The sequence below is a fragment of the Paenibacillus sp. FSL H7-0350 genome, assembly GCF_038593195.1.
Taxonomy (GTDB): Bacteria; Bacillota; Bacilli; order Paenibacillales; family Paenibacillaceae; genus Paenibacillus_AQ.
Genome location: NZ_CP151972.1, coordinates 5,672,061 through 5,693,154, shown reverse-complemented (window position 1 = coordinate 5,693,154; position 21,094 = coordinate 5,672,061). Strand labels below are relative to the sequence as shown.

The 21,094-nt window shown below is 54.4% G+C and carries 16 protein-coding genes; 5 read left to right on the top strand and 11 right to left on the bottom strand.

From position 1 onward, the window contains the following. Nucleotides 1-138 precede the first annotated feature (138 nt). Together NYE24_RS25800 and NYE24_RS25795 are read right to left on the bottom strand one after the other, a co-directional pair. Entirely contained in the window at nucleotides 139-324 is a 186-nt protein-coding gene (locus NYE24_RS25800; RefSeq protein WP_036693706.1) for an H-type small acid-soluble spore protein, read from the bottom strand. A 15-nt stretch (nucleotides 325-339) separates the two neighbouring features. Next, the gene (locus NYE24_RS25795; protein WP_036693705.1) at nucleotides 340-522 is read right to left on the bottom strand and encodes a hypothetical protein; all 183 of its coding nucleotides are present in this window, start codon (nucleotides 520-522) and stop codon (nucleotides 340-342) included. A gap of 141 nt (nucleotides 523-663) precedes the next feature. On the opposite strand from NYE24_RS25795, the gene NYE24_RS25790 reads away from it, so the two are divergent. Then, the gene (locus NYE24_RS25790) at nucleotides 664-1,644 is read left to right on the top strand and encodes a Ku protein (RefSeq protein WP_036693703.1); all 981 of its coding nucleotides are present in this window, start codon (nucleotides 664-666) and stop codon (nucleotides 1,642-1,644) included. Further along, nucleotides 1,637-2,635, top strand: a complete 999-nt coding sequence (locus tag NYE24_RS25785) for a DNA ligase (RefSeq protein ID WP_076157160.1) — start codon at nucleotides 1,637-1,639, stop codon at nucleotides 2,633-2,635. Before NYE24_RS25790 ends, NYE24_RS25785 begins: the two co-directional genes overlap by 8 nt. 4 nt (nucleotides 2,636-2,639) lie before the next feature. Here NYE24_RS25785 and NYE24_RS25780 read toward each other — a convergent pair whose 3' ends face one another. Genes NYE24_RS25780 through NYE24_RS25770 form a run of 3 tightly spaced genes read right to left on the bottom strand, consistent with a single transcriptional unit; the run spans nucleotide 2,640 to nucleotide 5,237 of the window. Next, nucleotides 2,640-3,458, bottom strand: a complete 819-nt coding sequence (locus NYE24_RS25780; RefSeq protein ID WP_342477003.1) for a hypothetical protein — start codon at nucleotides 3,456-3,458, stop codon at nucleotides 2,640-2,642. A 37-nt stretch (nucleotides 3,459-3,495) separates the two neighbouring features. Further along, nucleotides 3,496-4,656, bottom strand: a complete 1,161-nt coding sequence (locus NYE24_RS25775; protein ID WP_342477002.1) for a hypothetical protein — start codon at nucleotides 4,654-4,656, stop codon at nucleotides 3,496-3,498. A 5-nt stretch (nucleotides 4,657-4,661) separates the two neighbouring features. Then, nucleotides 4,662-5,237: a sigma-70 family RNA polymerase sigma factor gene (locus NYE24_RS25770; RefSeq protein ID WP_256706711.1), complete on the bottom strand. Its 576-nt coding sequence runs from the start codon at nucleotides 5,235-5,237 to the stop codon at nucleotides 4,662-4,664. Nucleotides 5,238-5,424: 187 nt separating this feature from the next. On the opposite strand from NYE24_RS25770, the gene ligD reads away from it, so the two are divergent. Further along, nucleotides 5,425-6,321 (top strand): non-homologous end-joining DNA ligase, encoded by an 897-nt coding sequence (ligD, locus tag NYE24_RS25765; RefSeq protein WP_342477001.1) that lies wholly within the window; start codon nucleotides 5,425-5,427, stop codon nucleotides 6,319-6,321. Nucleotides 6,322-6,495: 174 nt separating this feature from the next. On the opposite strand, the gene NYE24_RS25760 is transcribed toward ligD, so the two are convergent. Together NYE24_RS25760 and cls are read right to left on the bottom strand one after the other, a co-directional pair. Then, nucleotides 6,496-7,404, bottom strand: coding sequence for a YitT family protein (locus NYE24_RS25760; RefSeq protein ID WP_036693693.1), 909 nt, complete (start codon nucleotides 7,402-7,404; stop codon nucleotides 6,496-6,498). Between the two features lie 167 nt (nucleotides 7,405-7,571). Next, nucleotides 7,572-9,002: a cardiolipin synthase gene (gene cls, locus NYE24_RS25755; RefSeq protein ID WP_341028968.1), complete on the bottom strand. Its 1,431-nt coding sequence runs from the start codon at nucleotides 9,000-9,002 to the stop codon at nucleotides 7,572-7,574. Nucleotides 9,003-9,278: 276 nt separating this feature from the next. On the opposite strand from cls, the gene NYE24_RS25750 reads away from it, so the two are divergent. After that, nucleotides 9,279-10,559, top strand: a complete 1,281-nt coding sequence (locus NYE24_RS25750) for a M23 family metallopeptidase (RefSeq protein ID WP_051493338.1) — start codon at nucleotides 9,279-9,281, stop codon at nucleotides 10,557-10,559. Between the two features lie 28 nt (nucleotides 10,560-10,587). After that, the gene (locus NYE24_RS25745) at nucleotides 10,588-11,037 is read left to right on the top strand and encodes a polymer-forming cytoskeletal protein (protein ID WP_083677908.1); all 450 of its coding nucleotides are present in this window, start codon (nucleotides 10,588-10,590) and stop codon (nucleotides 11,035-11,037) included. Between the two features lie 51 nt (nucleotides 11,038-11,088). On the opposite strand, the gene NYE24_RS25740 is transcribed toward NYE24_RS25745, so the two are convergent. The 4 genes from NYE24_RS25740 to NYE24_RS25725 all read right to left on the bottom strand — a co-directional run bounded on the left by NYE24_RS25740 (nucleotide 11,089) and on the right by NYE24_RS25725 (nucleotide 21,026). Beyond that, entirely contained in the window at nucleotides 11,089-11,877 is a 789-nt protein-coding gene (locus tag NYE24_RS25740) for a DUF2705 family protein (RefSeq protein WP_076157145.1), read from the bottom strand. Beyond that, the gene (locus NYE24_RS25735; RefSeq protein ID WP_036693687.1) at nucleotides 11,870-12,796 is read right to left on the bottom strand and encodes an ABC transporter ATP-binding protein; all 927 of its coding nucleotides are present in this window, start codon (nucleotides 12,794-12,796) and stop codon (nucleotides 11,870-11,872) included. The genes NYE24_RS25740 and NYE24_RS25735 overlap by 8 nt, the downstream gene beginning before the upstream one ends. 904 nt (nucleotides 12,797-13,700) lie before the next feature. Next, complete coding sequence (gene gltB / locus NYE24_RS25730; protein WP_342477000.1) at nucleotides 13,701-18,296, bottom strand: glutamate synthase large subunit; 4,596 nt, start codon at nucleotides 18,294-18,296, stop codon at nucleotides 13,701-13,703. A 375-nt stretch (nucleotides 18,297-18,671) separates the two neighbouring features. Further along, a complete protein-coding gene (locus NYE24_RS25725; protein WP_342476999.1) occupies nucleotides 18,672-21,026 on the bottom strand; it encodes a YhgE/Pip domain-containing protein in 2,355 nt (784 codons plus the stop codon). Between the last annotated feature and the right edge of the window lie 68 nt (nucleotides 21,027-21,094).

The window sequence follows — 21,094 nt, the reverse complement described above, 5'->3', positions numbered from 1 at the left end:
TATAGCGCTCCATGCACCAGTTAGAGGATCAGCCAACAGCCAACACACCAAAAAGCAGGGCCTCCGGCGTTAATCATACCGCCAATAAGGTCCTGCCCCAATGCTGAGTTACTTTTACGCCCCTGCATCTTCTACCCGCTACTTCCCCTGCTCCTCCAGGCGCTCAACACCCACAGTCTGCGTATTCGTCGGCCGGGAGCCTACCTGAACTGTTGCCATGCCGTTAGCGGAATCAACATGCTCAATCCAGACCGGCTCACCATCGAGATGCACCGCGATTTTGTCCTTGGAAGCGTAAATATCCTGCGCACGTGTTATATCCATTCTTTTCTTGCCTCCCTATTCCTCGTCGTCGTCTTCCGCCGGAAGCTCCCCAATCGTTGCATCGGCATCCAGCAGTCCTGCATCCTCATCCAGTCCGGCATCCTCCGGACCGGCAATAATGTTGTCCCAATTGACCGCCTCTGCCGGAATGTCCTGCTCCGATAGGGCATCACTCCAGCGATAATACTCCTTGTCCATATTGCCTCCTCTTCTCGCTATGGGTCTGTGCAAGCTGAGCAGCCTTATTTTTTCCCATGACTCTCAAATAATGCATCCGGCTAGAAAAACCCTTGACGCCCCATACTAAGCCATACCACATCCCATCAGGAGGCGATTCTCATGCATACCGTTTGGAAAGGAGCCATCAGCTTCGGGCTTGTGCATGTTCCGGTCAAGATGTTCTCCGCCACGGAGGATAAAGACATCTCGCTGCGCTACATACACAAAGAATGCGGCAGTCCATTGTCTTATGTACGTAAATGTCCTGTCTGTGACAAGGAGGTCACCTGGGAGGAGATCGGCAAGGGGTACGAATATGAGAAGGGCAAGTTTGTTCTGTTCGACAAGGAGGAGCTGGATCAGCTAAGCGAGGAGAGCAGCAAGAGCATCACCATCTTGGATTTCGTGGATTTGACGGAGATTGACCCGATCTATTTCCAGAAGACCTACTATTTATCACCCGATCAGGCAGGCGCGAATGCTTACCGTCTGCTGATGGAGGCTATGCGTCAGACCGGGAAGATCGGTATTGCCAAGATCTCCATCCGCTCCAAAAGCAGTCTGGCCGCCATCCGCGTCCTGGCGGACTGCCTGGCGATTGAGACGATCTATTACCCGGACGAGGTCCGTCCGGTATCGCAGGTCCCGGGCTTGCCGGAGCCGGGCAGTGTGAACGACAAAGAACTGGATATGGCCAAGCTGCTGATCTCACAGCTATCCACCCCGTTCGAGCCTGCCAAATATACCGATGATTACCGCCAGCGGATGCTTGATCTGATCACGCACAAAATTGCCGGCGAAGAGTTCCACATTGCTCCGGCACGCCAGGAGAACAATGTCATCGATCTGATGGCTGCCCTGCAGGCCAGTATCGAGGCTGTGCAGCATATTCCTTCCGATCCCGGGCCCGCCAAAGGAGGCAGCGGAGCTAAGCCGAGGCCTGCTGCCGGTGCGAAGAAACGTCCGGCCAAGGCCACTGCCGCTGCGACTTCAACCGATACAACCGCCGCTCCCGTTGTAGATGAAGCTACCGGACCGATTCCGGTGATTGCCCCGAAGCCGAAGCGCCGGAGCGCGAAGAGCAAGGTCACCGGTGCCTAGGGGACGGACTCCCGCACCTGCTGCAAAGCCAGCCTGTTCCCTTCAACTTCAGCCCGTCACTCCGTTTGAGCCTGTGCTGGCCTCTGTGCTTCCAAGCGGAGAACAGTGGATCGCCCAGATCAAATGGGACGGCGTGCGGATGATCTCCTATTACGACGGGAGCCATGCCGAGCTGATTAACCGCCGGGGCAACCGGCGCACGCTCCAGTATCCTGAGCTGGCCGGACCAGAGAGCTATTGCCGGGCCGGCTCCTTCATTCTGGATGGCGAGGTCATTGCGCTCAGCGGCGGCAAGCCCTCTTTCCACGAGGTTATGCGGCGGGACAGTCTGAAGAACGAGGCGGCGATCCGGGCAGTGCAGCCGCAGGTTCCGGTGCTGTATATGGTTTTTGATATGCTGTACTGTGACGGCATCTGGCTGCTGGACGAACCGCTTTGCAGGCGGCAGGAGATGCTGAAGGAGATGCTGCTGCCCCATCCCCATGTGCAGCAGGTGCCAAGCTACCAGGACCCGGCCCAGCTGCTCACTGCGGCCCGGCAGGGGAGTCTGGAGGGAATCGTCTGCAAGGATCTGGACAGCACTTATGCGCCCGGCGGCAAAGATAAACGCTGGCAGAAGCTCAAGATCATCTCTGATGTCACTGCTGTCGCCGGGGGCGTCACCTTCCGCGACGGCATCGTGAATGCACTGCTTTTCGGCCTGTATGATGATGCCGGGAAGCTGCATTATATCGGACATGCCGGGGCGGGCAGAATGACCGTCCAGGACTGGCGGACACTGACCGCACGAATTCCGGGACTTGTCACAGAGCATATGCCGTTTGCCGCACTTCCGCAGCGAAGCTCAGGCTCCGTTTGGATTAAGCCTGAGCTGGTGTTTAAGCTGCATTTTCTGGAATGGAATCCCTCCGGCACCTTCCGCCAGCCTGTGATTCAAGCTCAGGTCGATCTGCCCGCACACTCTTGTTCTTTAAGCCAGAGGGGGGTCTAGCTGCCTATTGCGGAGTCAGACTTCCGGCAATCTTCAGCAGTTCAGCCTTACTCTGCACAGTGTTCCGGGTATCCGTTAATGTGTACTCTCTGCTGCCATCCGCACTGCTCCACTGCAATTGAGATTTCAGCTTGTCATGATGTGGCCCGAAGGAGGTGAACATCATCTCCTGCCCGTTAACCTTCACCTGCTCATCCTTGTCCTTCGGCAATAAGGCCAGTGTAACTCCAGCCGGAAGCTGGCTTGCAGGCTCGGCACGCAGGCTCAGCACCTCTCCCTTGCGGGTATAGGTCAACGTGGTAACATGACCGCTCCAAGGGAGCATTTTGGTGATAACCTTTTTACCGGCTGCTGTGGATTGCCCCTTGAGTTTATCCCTGAGCTGCATATATTCTTCCTCATACGAAAAAGGTATGTCAGGGCTGATGATTGCCTCCTTCAGCACATAATCTTTCGGCAGCGAAGCCGGAGCCACTAATACACCTCCACCCATTGATGTTAATTTCTGCGCCGCTGTGCTTACAGACGTATAACTAAACGGCACGTAACTGATATTCAGACTATCCAGCGTATTAATTTTGGCATCATTTACATACACGGCCCGGATTTCCCCTGCGTTCAAGGGAAGCTTATATTCCTTGGCCAGCAATGCGTCTAACGGAGATAGCGCAGCCGGTTTAGCCGTTTCTGTAGCCAGGATACCGTTGCTTTTATTCTTTAATTTGTCAGGCAGCGTCCCTGCTGCTCCCACCGGCCCCGCTGCTGTGCTGAGTAGCAGGGACATGCATATTGCGGCAACAGCCGCTTTTTTAAACTGAATCATAGTTCAATCCCTTCCTTCCGGTTCATTTGCTGTTCCCTCACCGCTGAACCATACCGGCGGCAATGGTCTCCCATTGTTCCCGGGTCAGCCGCTGGTTCGGCGGGTCCGTCATCCAAGCAAGCCCTCCGTAGGCACTGTCATACCAATACAGTTTGCTTGTTGAATCCTCGCTCCACCCAACTCCGCCAACAGTTCCGGGAATAAACAGCAGCTCCTTATCTTCAGAAGACCAAATCTCAGCAGTTTGACCGGGGGATACGCGAATTTGATAAGGGCCGGTAGTTGCTGCGTTATTCCAGAATACATAAAGCGTATGCTGCTGCCCGCCATCCTGGTAATCAAGCTCGGCGCTTGCTAGACTCTTAAAGGGCAATAAGGCCAAGGCCAGCGGATTTCCGTCCGGAGCGGCTTCTGTTTTGGCCTTCAGCGCCCCCAGAACCACCCCGTACTCTGGATCAAATGAAGAAGGAATTTCTGCGAACAGTCTGCCTTCTGCAAACCGGAGTTGACCAATTCTCTCGGGTGGCAGCGCAAAGCTCCACTTGCCCGCTTGCTCCCGGGCTGCCGACAGCTTCGCGTAGCTGGTATACGTAACCGTTTTGCTGGTGAAAAATAGCGGTTTTCCATACCCCAGACCGTTCATCAATGCAATCAATTCACTGTCATTGACATAATAAGCTGCTGTCTCTCCCGGCCGTAATTCCGCTTGCGCCTGATGATCATATGGCTCCTTCAGCTTGTAGTAACGCTCCCGGGCAGAAGACGACCCCGTATAAGAGGGCGTGTAGACCTTCGATTCAGCCTTCTTCACCTGTGCCACAACTCTGCCGCTGCTGTCCTTCAAGGCAAATGGCTGCCCCTCCGTCTGCCGGATGACCGCAAAGTCCGGTTGTAGCGCCTTCCCCGTAGTTTCCTGGTCCGTCACATGGCGGAGAATGCTGAACCCAGCCAGCCCCAGTAGCGCGACTGCGCAGAATCCGGCGGCCAGCCTTCTGCCCCGCTGTACCGCAGGACGCAGCGGAGGTATGAGCTGCCTGGTCATCACAGGCGCCTGCACCACCGTTCCCGGCTCCGCTTGTCCCTGTGAAGTTGGCGTTCCCCCGCCCTCTGACGCAAGCCGCTGGGCATGGATGGCCCGTACCCGCTCCATAACGGATGACTTAACATCAATGCTGCCCGATGCCTCACCTGCACCCATTCGTCTTATCCTTTTTTCTTCAGCAGTGAAGTGCTCGTCCAATGTGATTCCTCCCCCTCTCTTTGCGATTGCAGCAGGTTAGTGAGCTTAACAATCGTGCGCCGGTATCTTTTTTTGACCGCATCCTGATTCTTGCCCAGAATCACGGCAATTTCGGCAAAGCTCAACTCTTCAAATATCCGCAGTACCAGCAGATTCCTCTCTTCCGCCTTCAGCCGGGAGAGCGCTACAGCGAGCGGTTCATCGAACAGGAAGCGGTCCATCTGCTGCTCCGGGCTTTCCGCGTATTTCTGCGGCCGCAGCAGCATCATCAGCCGGCTCTGCCGCTGGCGCTGGCGGATGACCCCTAGGCAATGATGATAAGCGATTTTATACAGCCATGAAGAGAAGCTGACCAGCGGACGATACTGGCCGATATTTTGATAGGCTTTGACCAGAATCTCCTGCACGGCGTCCTCCGCCTCTGCCCCGCTGCCGAGCAGGCGGCTGCAATAACGGTACATCGGCTGCTGAACAGCCTCAACGATCCCCCCGTACTGCTCCACGTCGCCGTTTTGCACCTTAACAACGAGGTGTTCCATTTCATCCAAAATCGTAAAACGCTCCTCTCTTATAGCTGACACCCTTATAAGCATCTGCCCGGGCCAAAAGGGACATTTTGCGCAAAAAAAGTGTGAACTGCCCTTATCCCGGGCCGGAACCCCGACTGAAAACCGGCAGCGCGGCAAATACTAGGCAGACATAGACAAGCCTAAGGAGGGATGTCCCATGCCAGCATCCGCTAAAGGAACCATTACCGTAGACGGGCAGCAAATCAGCATCACCAATCCCGACAAACCGCTCTGGCCCGAGATGGGCATCACCAAGCAGATCTATCTGCAAAAGCTGGCGGCCCTCTCGCCCTATCTGCTGCGCTATTGTAAAGACCGGCTCCTCACAGTGATCCGCTATCCCCATGGCGTTCCCGGGATGTCGTTCTATCAGAAGAACGCCCCGGAGCCGCTGCCGGAATTCGTCCGCACGGCGGTGCAGGACGATATCACCTACATTTTGCTGCAGGGCCTGCCGGAGCTGCTCTGGCTGGGCAATCTGGCCGCGCTCGAATTCCACCCTTCCCTCCATTATGCCGGAAGTACGCTGCCCTGCGAGTGGATGATTGATCTGGACCCTTCGCTTGAGGTCGAACCGCGGATTATGGAAGCTGCTGCTGTGGTAGGGGAGGTGCTGAAATCGCTTGGACTGGACTCCGTTCCCAAAACCTCGGGAGCCACCGGAGTTCAGATCATTGTTCCGGTGGGGCCGGGGGTGACCTTCGATGAACTGCGCCGGATCGGGCATTTCGTAGGCCGTTATGTCACCGAGAAGCGGCCCGATCTCTTCACCCTGGAGCGGCTGAAGAAGCATCGCGGGGATAAAATATACTTCGATTATCTCCAGCACTACGGCGGCAAAACACTCGCTGCCCCGTACACCCCGCGCGCCCGGCCGCTGGCCACCGTCTCCACTCCCCTCCTGTGGGAGGAGGTTGAACGGGGCGTCAAGCCTACAGATTTCAACCTGCTGAATATAGAGGAGCGGCTCAGCCGGTTAGGAGATCTGATTGCCAAGGTTCCTCCCCAGCCGGTCGAAGCGATTATTGCCAAGCTGCCCTCAGGACAGCAATAAGCCCGCAAATGCCTTCTCAGGCTGCGGGCTTATCTGGCTTCCTCCTCAATCAGGACGAAAGGTATTATATATGGGAATACGGCGCAGCAAGTCAGAACCGCCGTATGGGTTACTCTGTCGTTCGTAAATATACCTTCCTTCGAAAGCGTTACGGCTGGGCCGGTGACGCTAATGCTAATGAATTGCTTTTTTCTTGAAGCGGCCGCCCTTGACATCATGGATATTGCCGATGGCGATGAACGCGTCGGAATCCCAATCCTCTACAATCGACTTAAGCTTCGCTTCTTCCAAGCGGGTGATGACTACAAAAATCACTTTCTTGTTGTCACCGGAGAATCCGCCTTCACCATCAAGATAAGTCACTCCGCGCCCCAGACGCTCCGTCAGGGCTTCGCCGATATCACGGAATTTATCGCTGATAATCCATACTGACTTGGACTGGTCCAAGCCTTCAAGTGTAATATCGATCAGTTTGAAAGCAATGTAATACGCAATCAGGGAGAACATCGCATTATTCCAGCCGAACACAAAGCCTGCGCCGGACAGAATGAACAGGTTGAAGAACATAACAACTTCCCCTACAGAGAACGGAAGCCTCTTGGACACAAGAATGGCTACAATCTCAGTACCGTCAAGCGATCCGCCATAACGGACAACGAGTCCAACCCCAACGCCGAGAATGACCCCTCCGAATACTGCTGCCAGCAGCGGCTCAACCGTAATGGGATGAACAGGATGGAGCAACTGGGTACCGATGGACATTACAATGACAGCGAATAGAGTAGATAAGGCAAATGTCTTACCGATCTGCTTATACCCGATAACCAGGAACGGCAGGTTAAGCAGGGTCAATAGTATACCGAGCGGTATATTGAAAATATGGGACAACATAATGGAAATACCGGTGATTCCGCCATCAATCAACTTATTGGGAACAAGAAAAATCTCAAGCGCAACAGACATCATGGCCGCTCCGATGACAATCATCACAATCCGCTGGGCCAATCTTGCCGTCTTAAATACTCCGGACTTCTGCGGCTTCTTCTGTTCTTCACTCGTAAAGATATGTTGGCTTACAGTCATAGAACTCCCCCTATAAATAGTATATCTAAGAAGCTTACGAAAGCGAACGTACAGTCGTGCCTTCTCCCCTGTTCTTCTTATATTTCCATTATATCATAAAGGAAAGTCAAATAACGCATATAAATTGATATAACCTTCGATAATCGATGCTTCCGCCATCTTTTCTGTCATAATAGCGGCGATAAGAGCTGACACAGACTTTCTATGCGTTTGACATTACGACTGCGCTCCCGGAACTTTTTCGGATCGATGAATTCACTCTGCTCCTGGTCTCTGCTGAAATCCTCAGCCAGCTCTGAAATCATCTCCGGACGGAGCAGCACCGCCGTCAGCTCAAAGTTGGAATAGAAGCTGCGCATGTCCAGATTGGCACTGCCGACGGTGGCCAGCAGGCTGTCGATAATCATTACCTTGGCATGCATGAACCCTCTGGTATATCGGTAAAATTTCACGCCTGCGTCCTGCAGATTCTCCAGATACGACAGCGTGGCATAATAGACCAGCTTGTTATCCGGCTTCGCCGGGATAATGATCCTCACATCCACTCCGCTAAGAACCGCATTCTTCAGCGCCCTGCTTATCGCAGGATCGGGGATGAAATACGGTGAGGTCATCCAGATCCGCTGCCTTGCAGCGCAAATAGAAGCGAAATACATCTCCTGGGTAGCATCTATGGCCGCATCCGGCCCGCTCGCGACAATCTGTACAGCCTCCCTACCGCTACAGTTATGATCCGGGAAGAAGCGCGGATGGCTGATAATATCCCCGGCTGCCAGCCGCCAGTCCTTGAGAAACACATATTGCAGCTGATAAACGGCATCCCCTTCAAGTCGTAGATGCGTATCCCGCCAGTAGCCCATTTCCGGATTTTTGCCCAGGTAATCATCGCCTATGTTCATTCCTCCGGTGAATCCGGTAAGTCCGTCCACCACCAGAATCTTCCGGTGATTGCGGTAGTTGAAGCGGCGGTCCGGCAGTGCAGTTAGCAGAGGCAGAAAAAAATAGACCTGCACTCCCGCGTTCTTCAGTGTATTCACAAAACCCCGGCTTAGTTTGTGGCTTCCCAGTCCATCGCACAGCAGGCGCACCCTCACCCCCTGGCGTACCTTGCGGATCATCAGCTCCTGGAACTGCCGGCCGATCTCGTCCTCCCGGAAAATATAAAATTCCATGTGGATATGCTCCTGCGCACCCTCCATCACCTCCAGCATGGACTTATACGCTGCCTGCGCGCTGGACAACACTTCACACCGGTTATGGCTTGTAACCGGACTGTCCGCCAGTCCCGAGAACAGGTGCAGCAGCTCAGGGCGGTGTTCAAATCCGGGGTTGCCGGTATCCTCCACCTGCTTGACCTTATGAATCTTGCCGGTAACATGAATGCGGATTTCCCGCAGCAGAGAGACGCACCGGTTGCCAAGCTTGCGGCTCTGCCAGTAATCACGGCCCAGGAAATAGTAGAACAGCAGGCCCAGCGGCGGGCAGCAGAAGGTAATACATATCCAGGCAAGTGCCCGCTGCGGACGGCGGAATTCGGAAGCGGTAATAATGGCAAGCTGCACAATAAAAAGACACAAGATAACGGCAAATATTCTCATTCCAGGCCTCCTGATTAACTGAATGAACTCTTACTATCTCTGCGGGCATAGACGGTACTTACTAACTTTCATGAGGAATCTGCCACGGCAGAAGCCTGCGCTTACTACAGGTTTTGCCTTAACTCTCCTTCTTTATTCAAGTAAACCGTTGTCATGTTCACCTTAGTTATGGAATACATAGAGTAGTAGGACGAATCGGATAAGCCCCCTGCACCCCGACAGTTGTTTCAGTCAGTTCATACCAAGCGGCTGCCATGGCCGCAGTAAGGAGACGTTATGAAGAGTCAGCCCAGTCAGAAAAAGATTACGCTGCTCGTTATGCGTGAGGCCGGACGGCCTGTGAAGCAGCTGCAAATGTCGAAGCCCTTCGCTCTGGCGCTGCCTGCTGCAGCCGCTCTGTCCCTCTCCAGTCTGGTCACCTCCATGCATATCCATGCTTCCCGGTCGATCGCCGAGCTGGAGGCCGAAGCGGCCGCCTTATCACTGACCAATATCCGCATGGAGCTGAAGGTTGCAGATAAGGAACAAGCGCTACAGCAGCTGCGCGGCCAGGTAAGCGAGCTCTCGGAGGAAGCGGAGAGCATTAAAGACAAGCTGAAGAGTGTGACTGAGCTGGAAGAGCAGCTGCAATCACTGATCAACAAGGAGACCACCTCTTCTGCTGCCGGTAGCGGTTCTAGTGAGGCTATCCGCACTGAAAATGCTGGCGCCAAGACCTACAACGCGGATACGTCAACCTCAGCAGCTTCCTTCAAAGGCAGCCAGCCGGTAGTGGCGAACTTGCCTGATACCGGAGCCGGGGCTGCTGCTGCCGGAAGCTATGGCAAGATCAGCCGCTTAAGCGCCGGCCCGTTCATCCAGGAACAGCCGGAAGCTCTCTCTGCCGCCGTATCGCCTGCCGTCAACTTCCGGATCAGGGCTGCTGCTGCTACAGCACTAAGCCTGCCTGCGAATCCGCAGGTCGGCGGTGAATATGTCGCCGTCTACGAGAATGATCCGCAGCGGCTGGTTGAGGAGACAAAGGACGACTTCGAGGAGATCCACACCATCATGGATGAGATGATTGGCAGTATCTCAAGCACGATTACACAGGCCGAGAAGGCACACAAAACAAGAGCGGAGTTTCAGGCAAAACAAGCCCAGGAGAAGCAAGCCCGGCTGGCGCGGGCCGTGATGTGGCCTACCGGCTCGAAGGTCATCACCTCCAGCTTCGGTTACCGCTCCGATCCTTTCAAGGGTGTCTCTGCTTATCATTCCGGGATTGATATTGCGGGAAATATCGGAGATGCAGTATACGCGGCACTGGGCGGCGTGGTTACCTCTGCAGAACAAATGGGAGCCCGGGGCAAATACATCATAATCAAGCATGACAATGGACTGGAGACCTGGTACATGCATTTGAACCAGATGACGGTCACCCCCGGTGAGCGGGTCGGCAAAGGGGAGCAGATCGGCATGCTGGGCAGCACCGGGCGCAGCACGGGCCCCCATCTGCATTTTCAGGTCGTGAAGCAGAACAAGCCGGTGAATCCGCTCAATTATGTTAAGCCTTTATAAGTTCAAGAATATAAGGAGGAATGCGGGAATGTGGAACAGACGTAAGCAGGGTGCTTCGCTGAGGTCAACCGACTCGCTGATCGGACATGGCGGCACGCTTGAAGGGAAAGTGCATTGCGATACGAACCTGAGGATTGAAGGGAACTTCAGCGGGGAGATTCTATGTGAGGGTACTGTGACGGTTGGTGAGCAAGGCACCGTCCACTCCAGCATTGAAGCGCAGGAGATTATTATCGCCGGCAAGGTTTATGGAGACGTAACCGCCCAGCGGAAGCTTATTCTCACCGGAACGGGACAGCTGCACGGCAATATTGCCGCCGGTTCCCTGAGCATTTCGGAAGGCAGCCTGCTGAACGGGGCTGTGGCTATGACCGAACAGCCCGCCCCTGAGACAGCGGGCGGGCTGCATACGGTCACTGCCAAGAAGACTGCAGCCAAGCGCAGAGACGGCAAGCAGAGTAAGCTGGAGGGCGCATGAGCCGCAAGCACTCAGTCTGTACGGCTCCACTGGCCAGCCCTATCTTGCTACTTACGCTGCTACATCCCTTTTACGGAACACAATCCATGATACCGCCATGAATACAACATAATACACAGCCAGGACGGCAATCGCGAACCACAGCGTCGCTCCTCCGGGACCGGTATCCGACACCACATAATTGCTAAGATTCATATGGGCAAAAATCAGATAGTTCGCCCACTCATACCGGTCAGGGTTGAAGATGGCGATAAAGATATCCTTGGTGAACATGATCGACAGCGACAGTACAATCGCAAGGCCACTGGAACGGAACACGCTGGAGATCATGAAGGCAATGGCTGCTGTCAGGAACAGCTCAATGTAGCTGCACAGAATCAGCATGAAGACATATTCCCCTGGCCCCCAGCCCATCACCATGTCCCCTGCATTTCCTGCAGTTGATGAAGAGAAAATGAAGGCAGAGCCATAGCCGAATAGGATCAGCACGCCCGTGCTGACAAGGCTGAAGATAACCAGCGAGATATATTTCGAGAGCAGAATCTTGGAGCGGCTCCAAGGGCGGATCAGCAGCAGCTTAATCGTTCCCCAAGTGAATTCGCCCGCTACGGAGTCGGCAGCCACTAAGGCTGTGAAGATAGTATTTAGGAAAAAAGCGATGGCTACGGTGGTCCGAAAGCTGTCCCATAACCCGACTACATCGCTGCCATTCGTGGTGAAGTGAACCAGCGCCGGAAACAGCGCACTCATCAGCGCCAGAAGAATCAGCATAATCCATGTCCGCAGACGTCTGAATATTTTGATATTCTCATTATGTATGAGAGAAGCGAACTCACCCAATGCCTTCACCTCCTGTCATTTCCAAGAATTGATCTTCGAGCGAACGGGACATCGCTTTGATGCTGTAGACCTTAATTCCGGCAGCTACCAGCTTGGCATTCAGCTCGGCAATCTCCTCCCGAACCGCCTCCACCGCTATTCCACCTTCCATGATTACGCCTTGGCCGATCTGCGCCAGTGCAGCCTCAGGGTTATCTACCTCGAAGAACGTCTGGCTCACCGGTACCGCTGCATCCCCGACCGTCTTAAGCTGCTTCACATCGATCAGGCGGCCGTTCTGGATAATCGCCACACTATCGCACATCAGCTCCATCTCAGACAGCAGGTGACTGGAGACAAAAACGCTTGTCCCCTCGGTCTGACACAGCTTGCGCAGATAATCACGCAGCTCGCGGATACCCTGCGGGTCCAGTCCGTTGGTCGGCTCGTCCAGAATCAGCAGCTTCGGCCGGTGCAGCAGAGCCTGGGCCACCCCCAGCCGCTGTCTCATCCCTAATGAATAGGTCTTGACCCGGTCATTGATCCGCTGGCTGAGGCCGACCAGCTCCACTACTTCATTGATGCGCTCTTTGGTCACGCCGGGCACCATGCGGGCGTACTGGCGAAGATTCTGATATCCGGTAAGGAACTTGTACATTTCGGGATTCTCTACGATGGCCCCCACGTTGGCTATGGCCTCTTCAAAATGGTCTTTGATGCTTCGTCCGCAGATCAGGATATCCCCGCGGCTAATGGAGATAAGTCCTACCATCATACGGATGGTAGTGGTTTTACCGGCTCCGTTCGGCCCGAGGAATCCGAAGATTTGCCCGGGTGGAATGTCGAGTGTCAAGTCGCTGATCAGTGTTTTGGAGCCGATCTTTTTGGTGACTCCCATCAGGCTGGCTACGGGCTTCACCACTTCTGCCGTATTCGGCATAACTTCACTTCCTTTCGTCGGTTTGGTGTGAAACGGGCTTGCGGTTTAAGATAAGGTATAATCATAGCAGAACTGAAGAGACTCTAATCTAGATGTAGTCGTACCTGCGGGAAAAGTTTGGACTTCCGGCCGCTGCCTAAGTTTGGATTTCCTCCTTACACTGCTGTCTCAGCGGTAGAAAGCCAAACCTAGCTTATGCTTCCGAAGCGAGCTTTCCTGCGGAAAGCTTTCAGGCGGACGCTACCGCTCCTCCAGTTCCAAACTTCCCCTCCGTTACTCCCATCTTATTATTGTCTTTTTCAGTTCAAGCTATTATTAACCTTATCAGTGCATCAACAACCCATTTTCAACCATTTATATATTTTACCACACCTTCCCTTTTCCCTGAAATTAGGAAAGAAATGCAGTGAAAGCCAGTGGAAACGGCTTGGCACAAAATCATCCTAACGGGTGAACGGGATAGCACAAATGTATACTGTTTTTCGCATACATTCGGGCTATCCCTCCTCGCGCGAGTGCAATGTATGCTGTTTTTCACGTATATTCGGGACACACGCCTGCGTGCGAGCGCAATAATCGGCCAGCGCGGGGCGCGAGGACGGAATGTAATCGCAAAACCGATTACATTGGACCAGCGCAGGGCGCGTGTACCGAATACGTACTGTTTTCACATACATTTGCCCCGCTCACCCTCGCGCCAGCATCCTGTGGATACCTGTGGATAAATGAAGGAGCATTTATCCTCCACAATTCTATGCATACTTTATCACCATCAGACGAGACCCTAATTTCCTGTAAGAAAAACATAAGAGGCCACCTCTTTCCATAATGAAAAGAGGTGGCCTCTTGAATTGGCAATGCGCTCCGTCAATGCCGAAGCATATCACTTATGAAATGTAGAACATTAACCGCCAACACGCGCAAGCTCACGCATATTCGCTTCAAAAGCAGCCATCAGTGCAGCTTCGCCGGTCAAACCGTTCTGCTCCACCTTGCGGATCTGCTCCAGCATCCGTTTGTAATCCTTCGGAATCACACGGGCAAATCTCGGCAGGGCCTCATCCCATGAATCCAGAATCGCCCGGCCCGCATTACTGTCTGTATGCTGGGTATGGCGGCTGATCATAGCATGCAGCTCAGCGATTTCGTCCGCTTCCTCTACCCGCTCCAGCAGCACCATCTCCAGGTTACAGCGTTTGATGAAGGTATTGTCAGGATCATATACATAAGCGATACCGCCCGACATCCCTGCTGCAAAGTTACGGCCCGTTGTACCCAGTACAACCACACGGCCGCCGGTCATGTATTCGCAGCCGTGGTCGCCCACGCCTTCAACGACTACATTCGCCCCGGAGTTGCGGACAGCGAACCGTTCACCGGCAATGCCGCTCACGTAAGCTTCGCCGCCGGTCGCTCCGTACAGCGCCGTATTTCCGATGATGATATTCTCTTCTGCCGCGAAGGTAGCCTTGCGCGAAGGCCGGATAATCAGCTTGCCTCCGGACAGCCCTTTGCCGACATAGTCATTCGAGTCGCCTTCAACGGTAATGGTGACGCCCTTCGGCACGAATGCGCCCAGACTCTGTCCCGCTGATCCGGTAAAATGCAGCCGGATCGTATCGTCCGGCAACCCGGCTGCGCCGTATTTGCGCGTCAGCTCACTGCCGAGAATCGTACCCACGGCACGGTTCACGTTCGTGATCGGCAGGGAAGCTTCCACCGCCTTGCCGGATTCCAGCGCAGGTGCAGCAATGTCAAGCAGATGGGTCATATCCAGGGTCTCTTCCAGACCGTGGTTCTGGAACTTGCTGCGGAAGCGTGTGCTTCCTTCCGGCATAGCCGGAATGTGCAGCAGGCTGCTCAGATCAATGCCCTTCTTCTTCCAGTGTGTGGATGCCTTAACCGCATCCAGGCAATCGGTACGACCGACCATCTCTTCAATCGTCCGGAAGCCCAGCTCTGCCATAATCTCGCGCAGATCCTGTGCCACGAAGGTCATGAAGTTCACCACATGCTGCGGATCACCCATGAAGTTCTTGCGAAGCTCAGGGTTCTGGGTCGCTACGCCCACTGGACAGGTGTCCATCTGGCATACACGCATCATGATGCAGCCTACGGCTACCAGAGGTGCAGTAGCGAAGCCGTATTCTTCAGCACCCAGCAGAACAGCTACCGCGAGGTCGCGCCCGCTGAGCATCTTGCCGTCTGTCTCCAGCACGACACGGTCGCGCAGATTGTTCAGCATCAGCGTCTGGTGGGTCTCCGCCAGGCCAAGCTCCCAAGGCAGTCCGGCATGACGGATGGAGTTCATCGGCGAAGCGCCGGTACCGCCGTCGTAACCGCTAATCAGGATAATATCAGCGCGGCCCTTCGCCACACCTGCGGCGATGGTGCCTACGCCAACCTCAGAGACGAGCTTCACGTTAATATTGGCACGCGGATTGGCATTCTTCAGATCATAGATCAGCTCAGCCAGATCCTCAATGGAATAAATATCATGATGCGGCGGCGGCGAGATCAGTCCTACGCCTGCCGTTGAACCGCGGACCTCTGCCACCCAAGGGTAGACCTTGCGGCCCGGAAGCTGTCCGCCTTCACCCGGCTTCGCGCCCTGTGCCATCTTGATCTGAATCTCGTCGGCATTCACCAGATAGTTCGAGGTAACGCCGAACCGTCCCGAAGCGACCTGCTTGATCGCACTGCGGCGGGAATCGCCGTTAGCATCCGGAATGAAGCGCGCCGGATCTTCTCCGCCTTCACCGGTGTTGCTCTTGCCGCCGATGCGGTTCATGGCAATGGCCAGCGTCTCATGTGCTTCCTTGCTGATCGAGCCGAAGGACATGGCACCGGTCTTGAAGCGTTTCATGATCGATTCAGCCGATTCTACCTCATCCAGTGATACCGGAGCATTGGTGCTCTTGAACTCCAGCATCGAGCGCAGCGTCTGATGCTTCTCGCTTTCGCCCTGAACGAGTGCCGCATACTTTTTATACATCTCATAATCGCCACTGCGCACGGAGTGCTGAAGCAGATGAATGGTCTGCGGGTTGAACAGATGCTCTTCCCCGTCACTGCGCCACTGGTATTCACCGCCGGAATCCAGCACCATATCGTTGCCGTCTTTGTCGGTGAAGGCGCGGTTATGGCTGGCAAGCGCTTCTTGCGCCACTTCCTCCAGGCCAATTCCGCCGATACGCGAAGGCGTCCAAGTAAAGTAACGGTCCACGAATTCCGAATTCAGCCCGACCGCTTCAAAAATCTGTGCGCCGCGATAGGATTGAATCGTAGAGATTCCCATCTTGGACAGGATTTTGACAACGCTCTTCGTAGCTGCCTTGATATAGTTCTTCACAGCCTTCTCATGCGAGATTCCGCGGAGCAGGCCTTGGCTGATCATGTCATCGAGACTCTCGAAGGCCAAGTAAGGATTGACCGCACTTACACCATAACCCAGCAGAAGCGCATAATGATGAACTTCACGCGGTTCGCCGGATTCCAGCAGAATGCTGACCTTGGTGCGGGTTCCAGAGCGGATCAGATGGTGATGCAGGCTGGAGACTGCCAGAAGCGCCGGAATTGCCGCATTCTCGCGGTCTACACCCCGGTCGGACAGAATAAGAATATTATGGCCCTTGCCCATGACGCGGTCTGCTGCCTCATTCATCCGGTCAAGCGCAATTCGCAGCCCTTCTGCCCCCAGCTCTGCCGGGAAGAGAATTGGAATGGACATTGACTTGAAGCCCGCACGGCGGACATGACGGATTTTGGCAAAATCCTCGTTTGAGAGAATCGGAGAATCCAGCGAGATCTGCCGGCAGCTCTCCGGTTCTGCCTTCAGCAGGTTGCGTTCAGGTCCGATTGTAGTCGCTGTGGACGTTACCAGCTCTTCACGGATGGCGTCAATCGGCGGGTTGGTAACCTGGGCGAACATCTGCTTGAAGTAATTGTACAGGCGCTGCGGACGGTCTGATAACACGGCCAGCGGTGAATCGTATCCCATGGAGCCGACAGCTTCGGCGCCTGTGGAGGCCATTGGCTCCAGCACCTTGCGCAGATCCTCGAAGGTATAGCCGAAGGACTGCTGCAGCTGCTGCACATTATCATGCTTCGGATTCGGCAGCTCCGGTGCATCCGGGAGCTGATCGAGGCCGATCAGATGCTCATCCAGCCACTCTTGATAAGGCTGCTCGGAGGCGATTTCGGCTTTTACCTCTTCGTCCGAGATAATCCGGCCCTGCTTCGTATCCACGAGCAGCATACGGCCCGGTCTCAGCCGGTCTTTGTATAGAACATCTTCTGCAGGAATGTCGAGGACACCCGCTTCAGAGGAGAGAATAATCAGATCATCTTTGGTGACATAGTAACGCGCAGGACGCAGACCGTTACGGTCGAGGATGGCCCCAATCTGCACACCGTCGGTGAAGCCCATTGCGGCAGGTCCGTCCCACGGTTCCATCAGGGTGCTGTGGTATTCATAGAAGGCTTTCTTCTTCTCGTCCATGCTGTCATGATTGCTCCAAGGCTCAGGAACCATCATCATCGCCACATGGGGCAGGGAGCGTCCGCTCAGGTAGAGGAATTCAAAGGTATTATCGAACATGGCCGTATCGGAGCCGTCCGGATTCACCACCGGCTTAACCTTGCTGATGTCTTCTCCGAACTTCTCGCTCTTGAACAGCGACTGGCGGGCATGCATCCAGTTTACATTGCCGCGAAGGGTATTAATTTCACCGTTGTGGATCATGAAGCGGTATGGGTGGGCACGTTCCCAGCTCGGGAAGGTGTTGGTGCTGAAGCGGGAGTGGACCAGCGCAATCGCTGATTCGAGTGTCTCATCCTGGAGGTCCAGATAGAATTGTCCTACCTGTACAGTGGTCAGCATGCCTTTGTATACGATCTTCTTGCAGGAAAGACTCGGCACATAGAAGGATTCGCCTTCTTCTGCCCCGCCGTAGCGGATGGCCAGTTCTGCCCGTTTGCGGATCACATACAGCTTGCGTTCGAAGGACAGGTCATCCTTGATTCCCTCCGAGCGTCCGATAAATACCTGGCGTACATATGGCTTCGCAGCCTTGGCTGTCTTGCCGAGCATTTCGTCAAAGGTCGGGACATCGCGGTAACCGAGTACCTGCTGACCCTCTTCCGCGATAATCTCGCTCAGAAGCGCCTCATGGCGGGCCCGGATCTCCTCGTTATGAGACAGAAAGATCATGCCCACGCCATAATGGCCCGGCTCCGGAAGCTCAAATCCCAGCTTCGCGGCTTCACCGGCAAAGAAACGGTGGGGAATCTGCAGCATAATGCCGGCTCCGTCTCCAGAGTTCGGCTCGCTTCCCTGGCCTCCCCGATGCTCCATATTGAAGAGCATAGTCAGCGCATTGCTGACAATATCATGGGACGGCTTGCCTTTAATATGCGCGACAAATCCCATGCCGCAAGCGTCTTTTTCGAACTGGGGATCATAAAGGCCCTGTTTGCCGGGCAGTTCAGTGTGTCTCATCACATGCAACCTCTCTATTATAAAGTAGACGGAATTCCAGGAAAATTTTTCAGCGGAAAATCTTAATAATTATTCAGGCAGAATTGGTGTTATTATTTTATCATCGAGCTGACATGAGCGCAATTTAAACTTTTTTATGAGCTTGATTAACATTTGCTTTTGCAGTGCAGCTTTAGCGAATAAAAGCGTAAAAAAACTGTCGAATGTATAATTATGCATAAATGACGAATAAGCGCTTATGCATTGAAAGCGTTTCAACCATTTTCCCGCACTGAAAACGGCACTTCCTTTAGCTATTTATATTTATGAATAAACCAAAAGCGCCCCCTAAGGGGGCGCTTTTGGTTCGTATGATTTACAAAGAATATTGCTGCTTTATACAGTCAAAACTTGTTCACTTTTCAGCACAGCTTCATTGCCGCGGTCACGGGTCATAAAGTAGGTGAAGGTTAATGCAAGGAATATTATTCCATAAGCACCAAGTGTTCCTGCATCGGCCCACATAGAGCCGAGTTCCCCAGTAGAGATTACTGCCTTGAAGCCTTTGACACTGTAAGTCATCGGCAGCAGCGGATTGAAGATCTTCATCCAGTTAGGAATCAGCTCCAGTGGGAAGGTTCCTGCGCTTGTAGTCAACTGGAAGATCAGAATCAGAATGACTACGAAGCGGCCCGGCTGATCCAGCCAAGTAACAATTGCTTGAATCATCCACATGAAGGCTAGGCTGGTAATGAACGAGAACGCGTAGAACAAGGGTACATTCTGTACTTCAAGTCCGAGACCATACAAGACAATCAGGACAGCCAGCAGTGCCTGAAGCACACTCATCATGGAGAACGTAAGGGTACGGCTCATGAACCGGTTGAACCGGCTGGCTCCAATGACTTCGGAATCACGCATTGGGATAACAATCGTACAAATCAGAGCACCTACGAACAATCCGAGGGACAGGAAGTAAGGAGCGAATCCTGTACCGTAGTTAGGCACCTTGTTCACCTTCACTTCTTCGATCTGTACCGGTTGGGCGAACATGGATACCAGTCCATCGGTCTTGTTCACCGATTTGGTCTGCGAAGCCGCATCGCCCAGTTTACTTGCCAGCTCACCGGAGCCTGTCTTCAGATCATCCAGGCCATCCTTCAGCTGCCCTGCTCCGTCACTCAGCTTCTTCGAGCCATCGGCTACCGAGCTAAGGCCGCTGCCCAGCTTGCCTGCTCCAGCCAGCAGCTTCGTAGTGCCGGCTTCAAGCGCCCGGCCGCCGTCTGCCAGCTTCACGCCGCCCGCTGCAGCTTCGTCCAGCTTCGCGCCGAACTGCTTCATGCCTGCGGTCAGCTTCGCGCCGCCGTTCTCCAGTGCGGCTGCACCGGCTGCCAGCTGATTCTGGCCATCCAGCAGCTGCGAACTGCCTGCGTAGAGCTTCTGCGCTCCGTCATGCAGCTGGCCTACACCTGCATCCAGCTGCTGTGAACCGCTGTGCAGCTGATTCGCTCCCTCAAGCAGCTGCCCCTGGCCGCTGTTCAGGGCCGCAGCTCCGTTCAGGAGCTGCTGCTGACCCTGGTCCAGCTGCGCGGTGCCCGCAGCTACTGCTGCGCTTGCTGCAAGCAGCTTCTGCACCTCAGGGCTTGCTGCCAGCTGAGGATTCGACTTCGCCAGCGCCTGCAGACCATCAGCTACAGCCTTGGCTCCGGCTGCTGTCTTGGCACTGCCGTCCTTCGAAGCCGTAAGTCCGGCTTCAAGCTTCGCACTGCCCTCGGCGGAGGAGCTTAATCCGGCCGCAAGCTTCGCGCTGCCGTCCACAACCGCCTTCGTACCTGTCTGCAGCTTCTCGGTGCCGGCTACAGCCGACTGTGTTCCGGCCTGCAGCGAAGCCGTTCCGGCTACTGTCTTCTGCAACCCGGCATTCAGCTGCTTGCTTCCCGCTGCCGACTGCGTTACACCCTCCTGCAGCTGCTTATGCGCTGCGGATAACTGCTGCAGTCCTCCGGCAAGCGTGCTGGTGCCGGTTTTGAGTGCGGCTGCTCCGTTATTGAGATCACTCACGCCCTGCGTCAGCGGCGCTACGCCATCCAGCAGCTTGCCGGTGCCTTCGGTCAGGACAACCAGATTGTCCTTCAGCTTCAGAGCGCCGTCATCCAGCTTGGTGGCGCCGTCTGCGATTTTGGTCGCACCGTCTCCGGCTTCGCCCAGACCGTCTGCGATTTTGGTGATTTTATCAAAGACAGAACTGGTGTAAGCTTCCGTAATCTTGGCGGATACCTTGCTCTTGATATCCTTCACTGCAGTGCCGCCAATCTGGCCCGCCAGGAAGTTGTAGCCTTCATTCGGCTCGTAGATAATCTTGGCCGGCTGCGGATCTGCATCCAGCAGTGTAGTTGCCTTAGCTGAGAAGTCTTCCGGAACCACAATCGCCATATAATAGGTATTATCTGCAAGTCCGGCTTCCGCCTGCTCCCGGCTGACGAAATTCCACTTGAACCCGTCCGTCTTCTTCAGCTCCGTGACCAGATCTGCTCCGGCGGTCAGCTTGGTGCCTTCATAGTCAGCACCCTTATCCTGGTTGACAACCGCTACCGGAAGCTCGTTCATTTTACCGTAAGGGTCCCAGAATGCTTTCAGGAACAATCCGCTGTACAGAACAGGAATAAATAGAATGGCGAACATGGAAATGCGCATCTTGGGATTCTTGAATACCGCGCCAAGATCCTTCATAAACACGGATAAAGATTTCATTCTGGTTCTCTCCTTATGATCATATGCTCTCTCTTGTAAAATACGATGACTTGCTTTGAAATGATAGT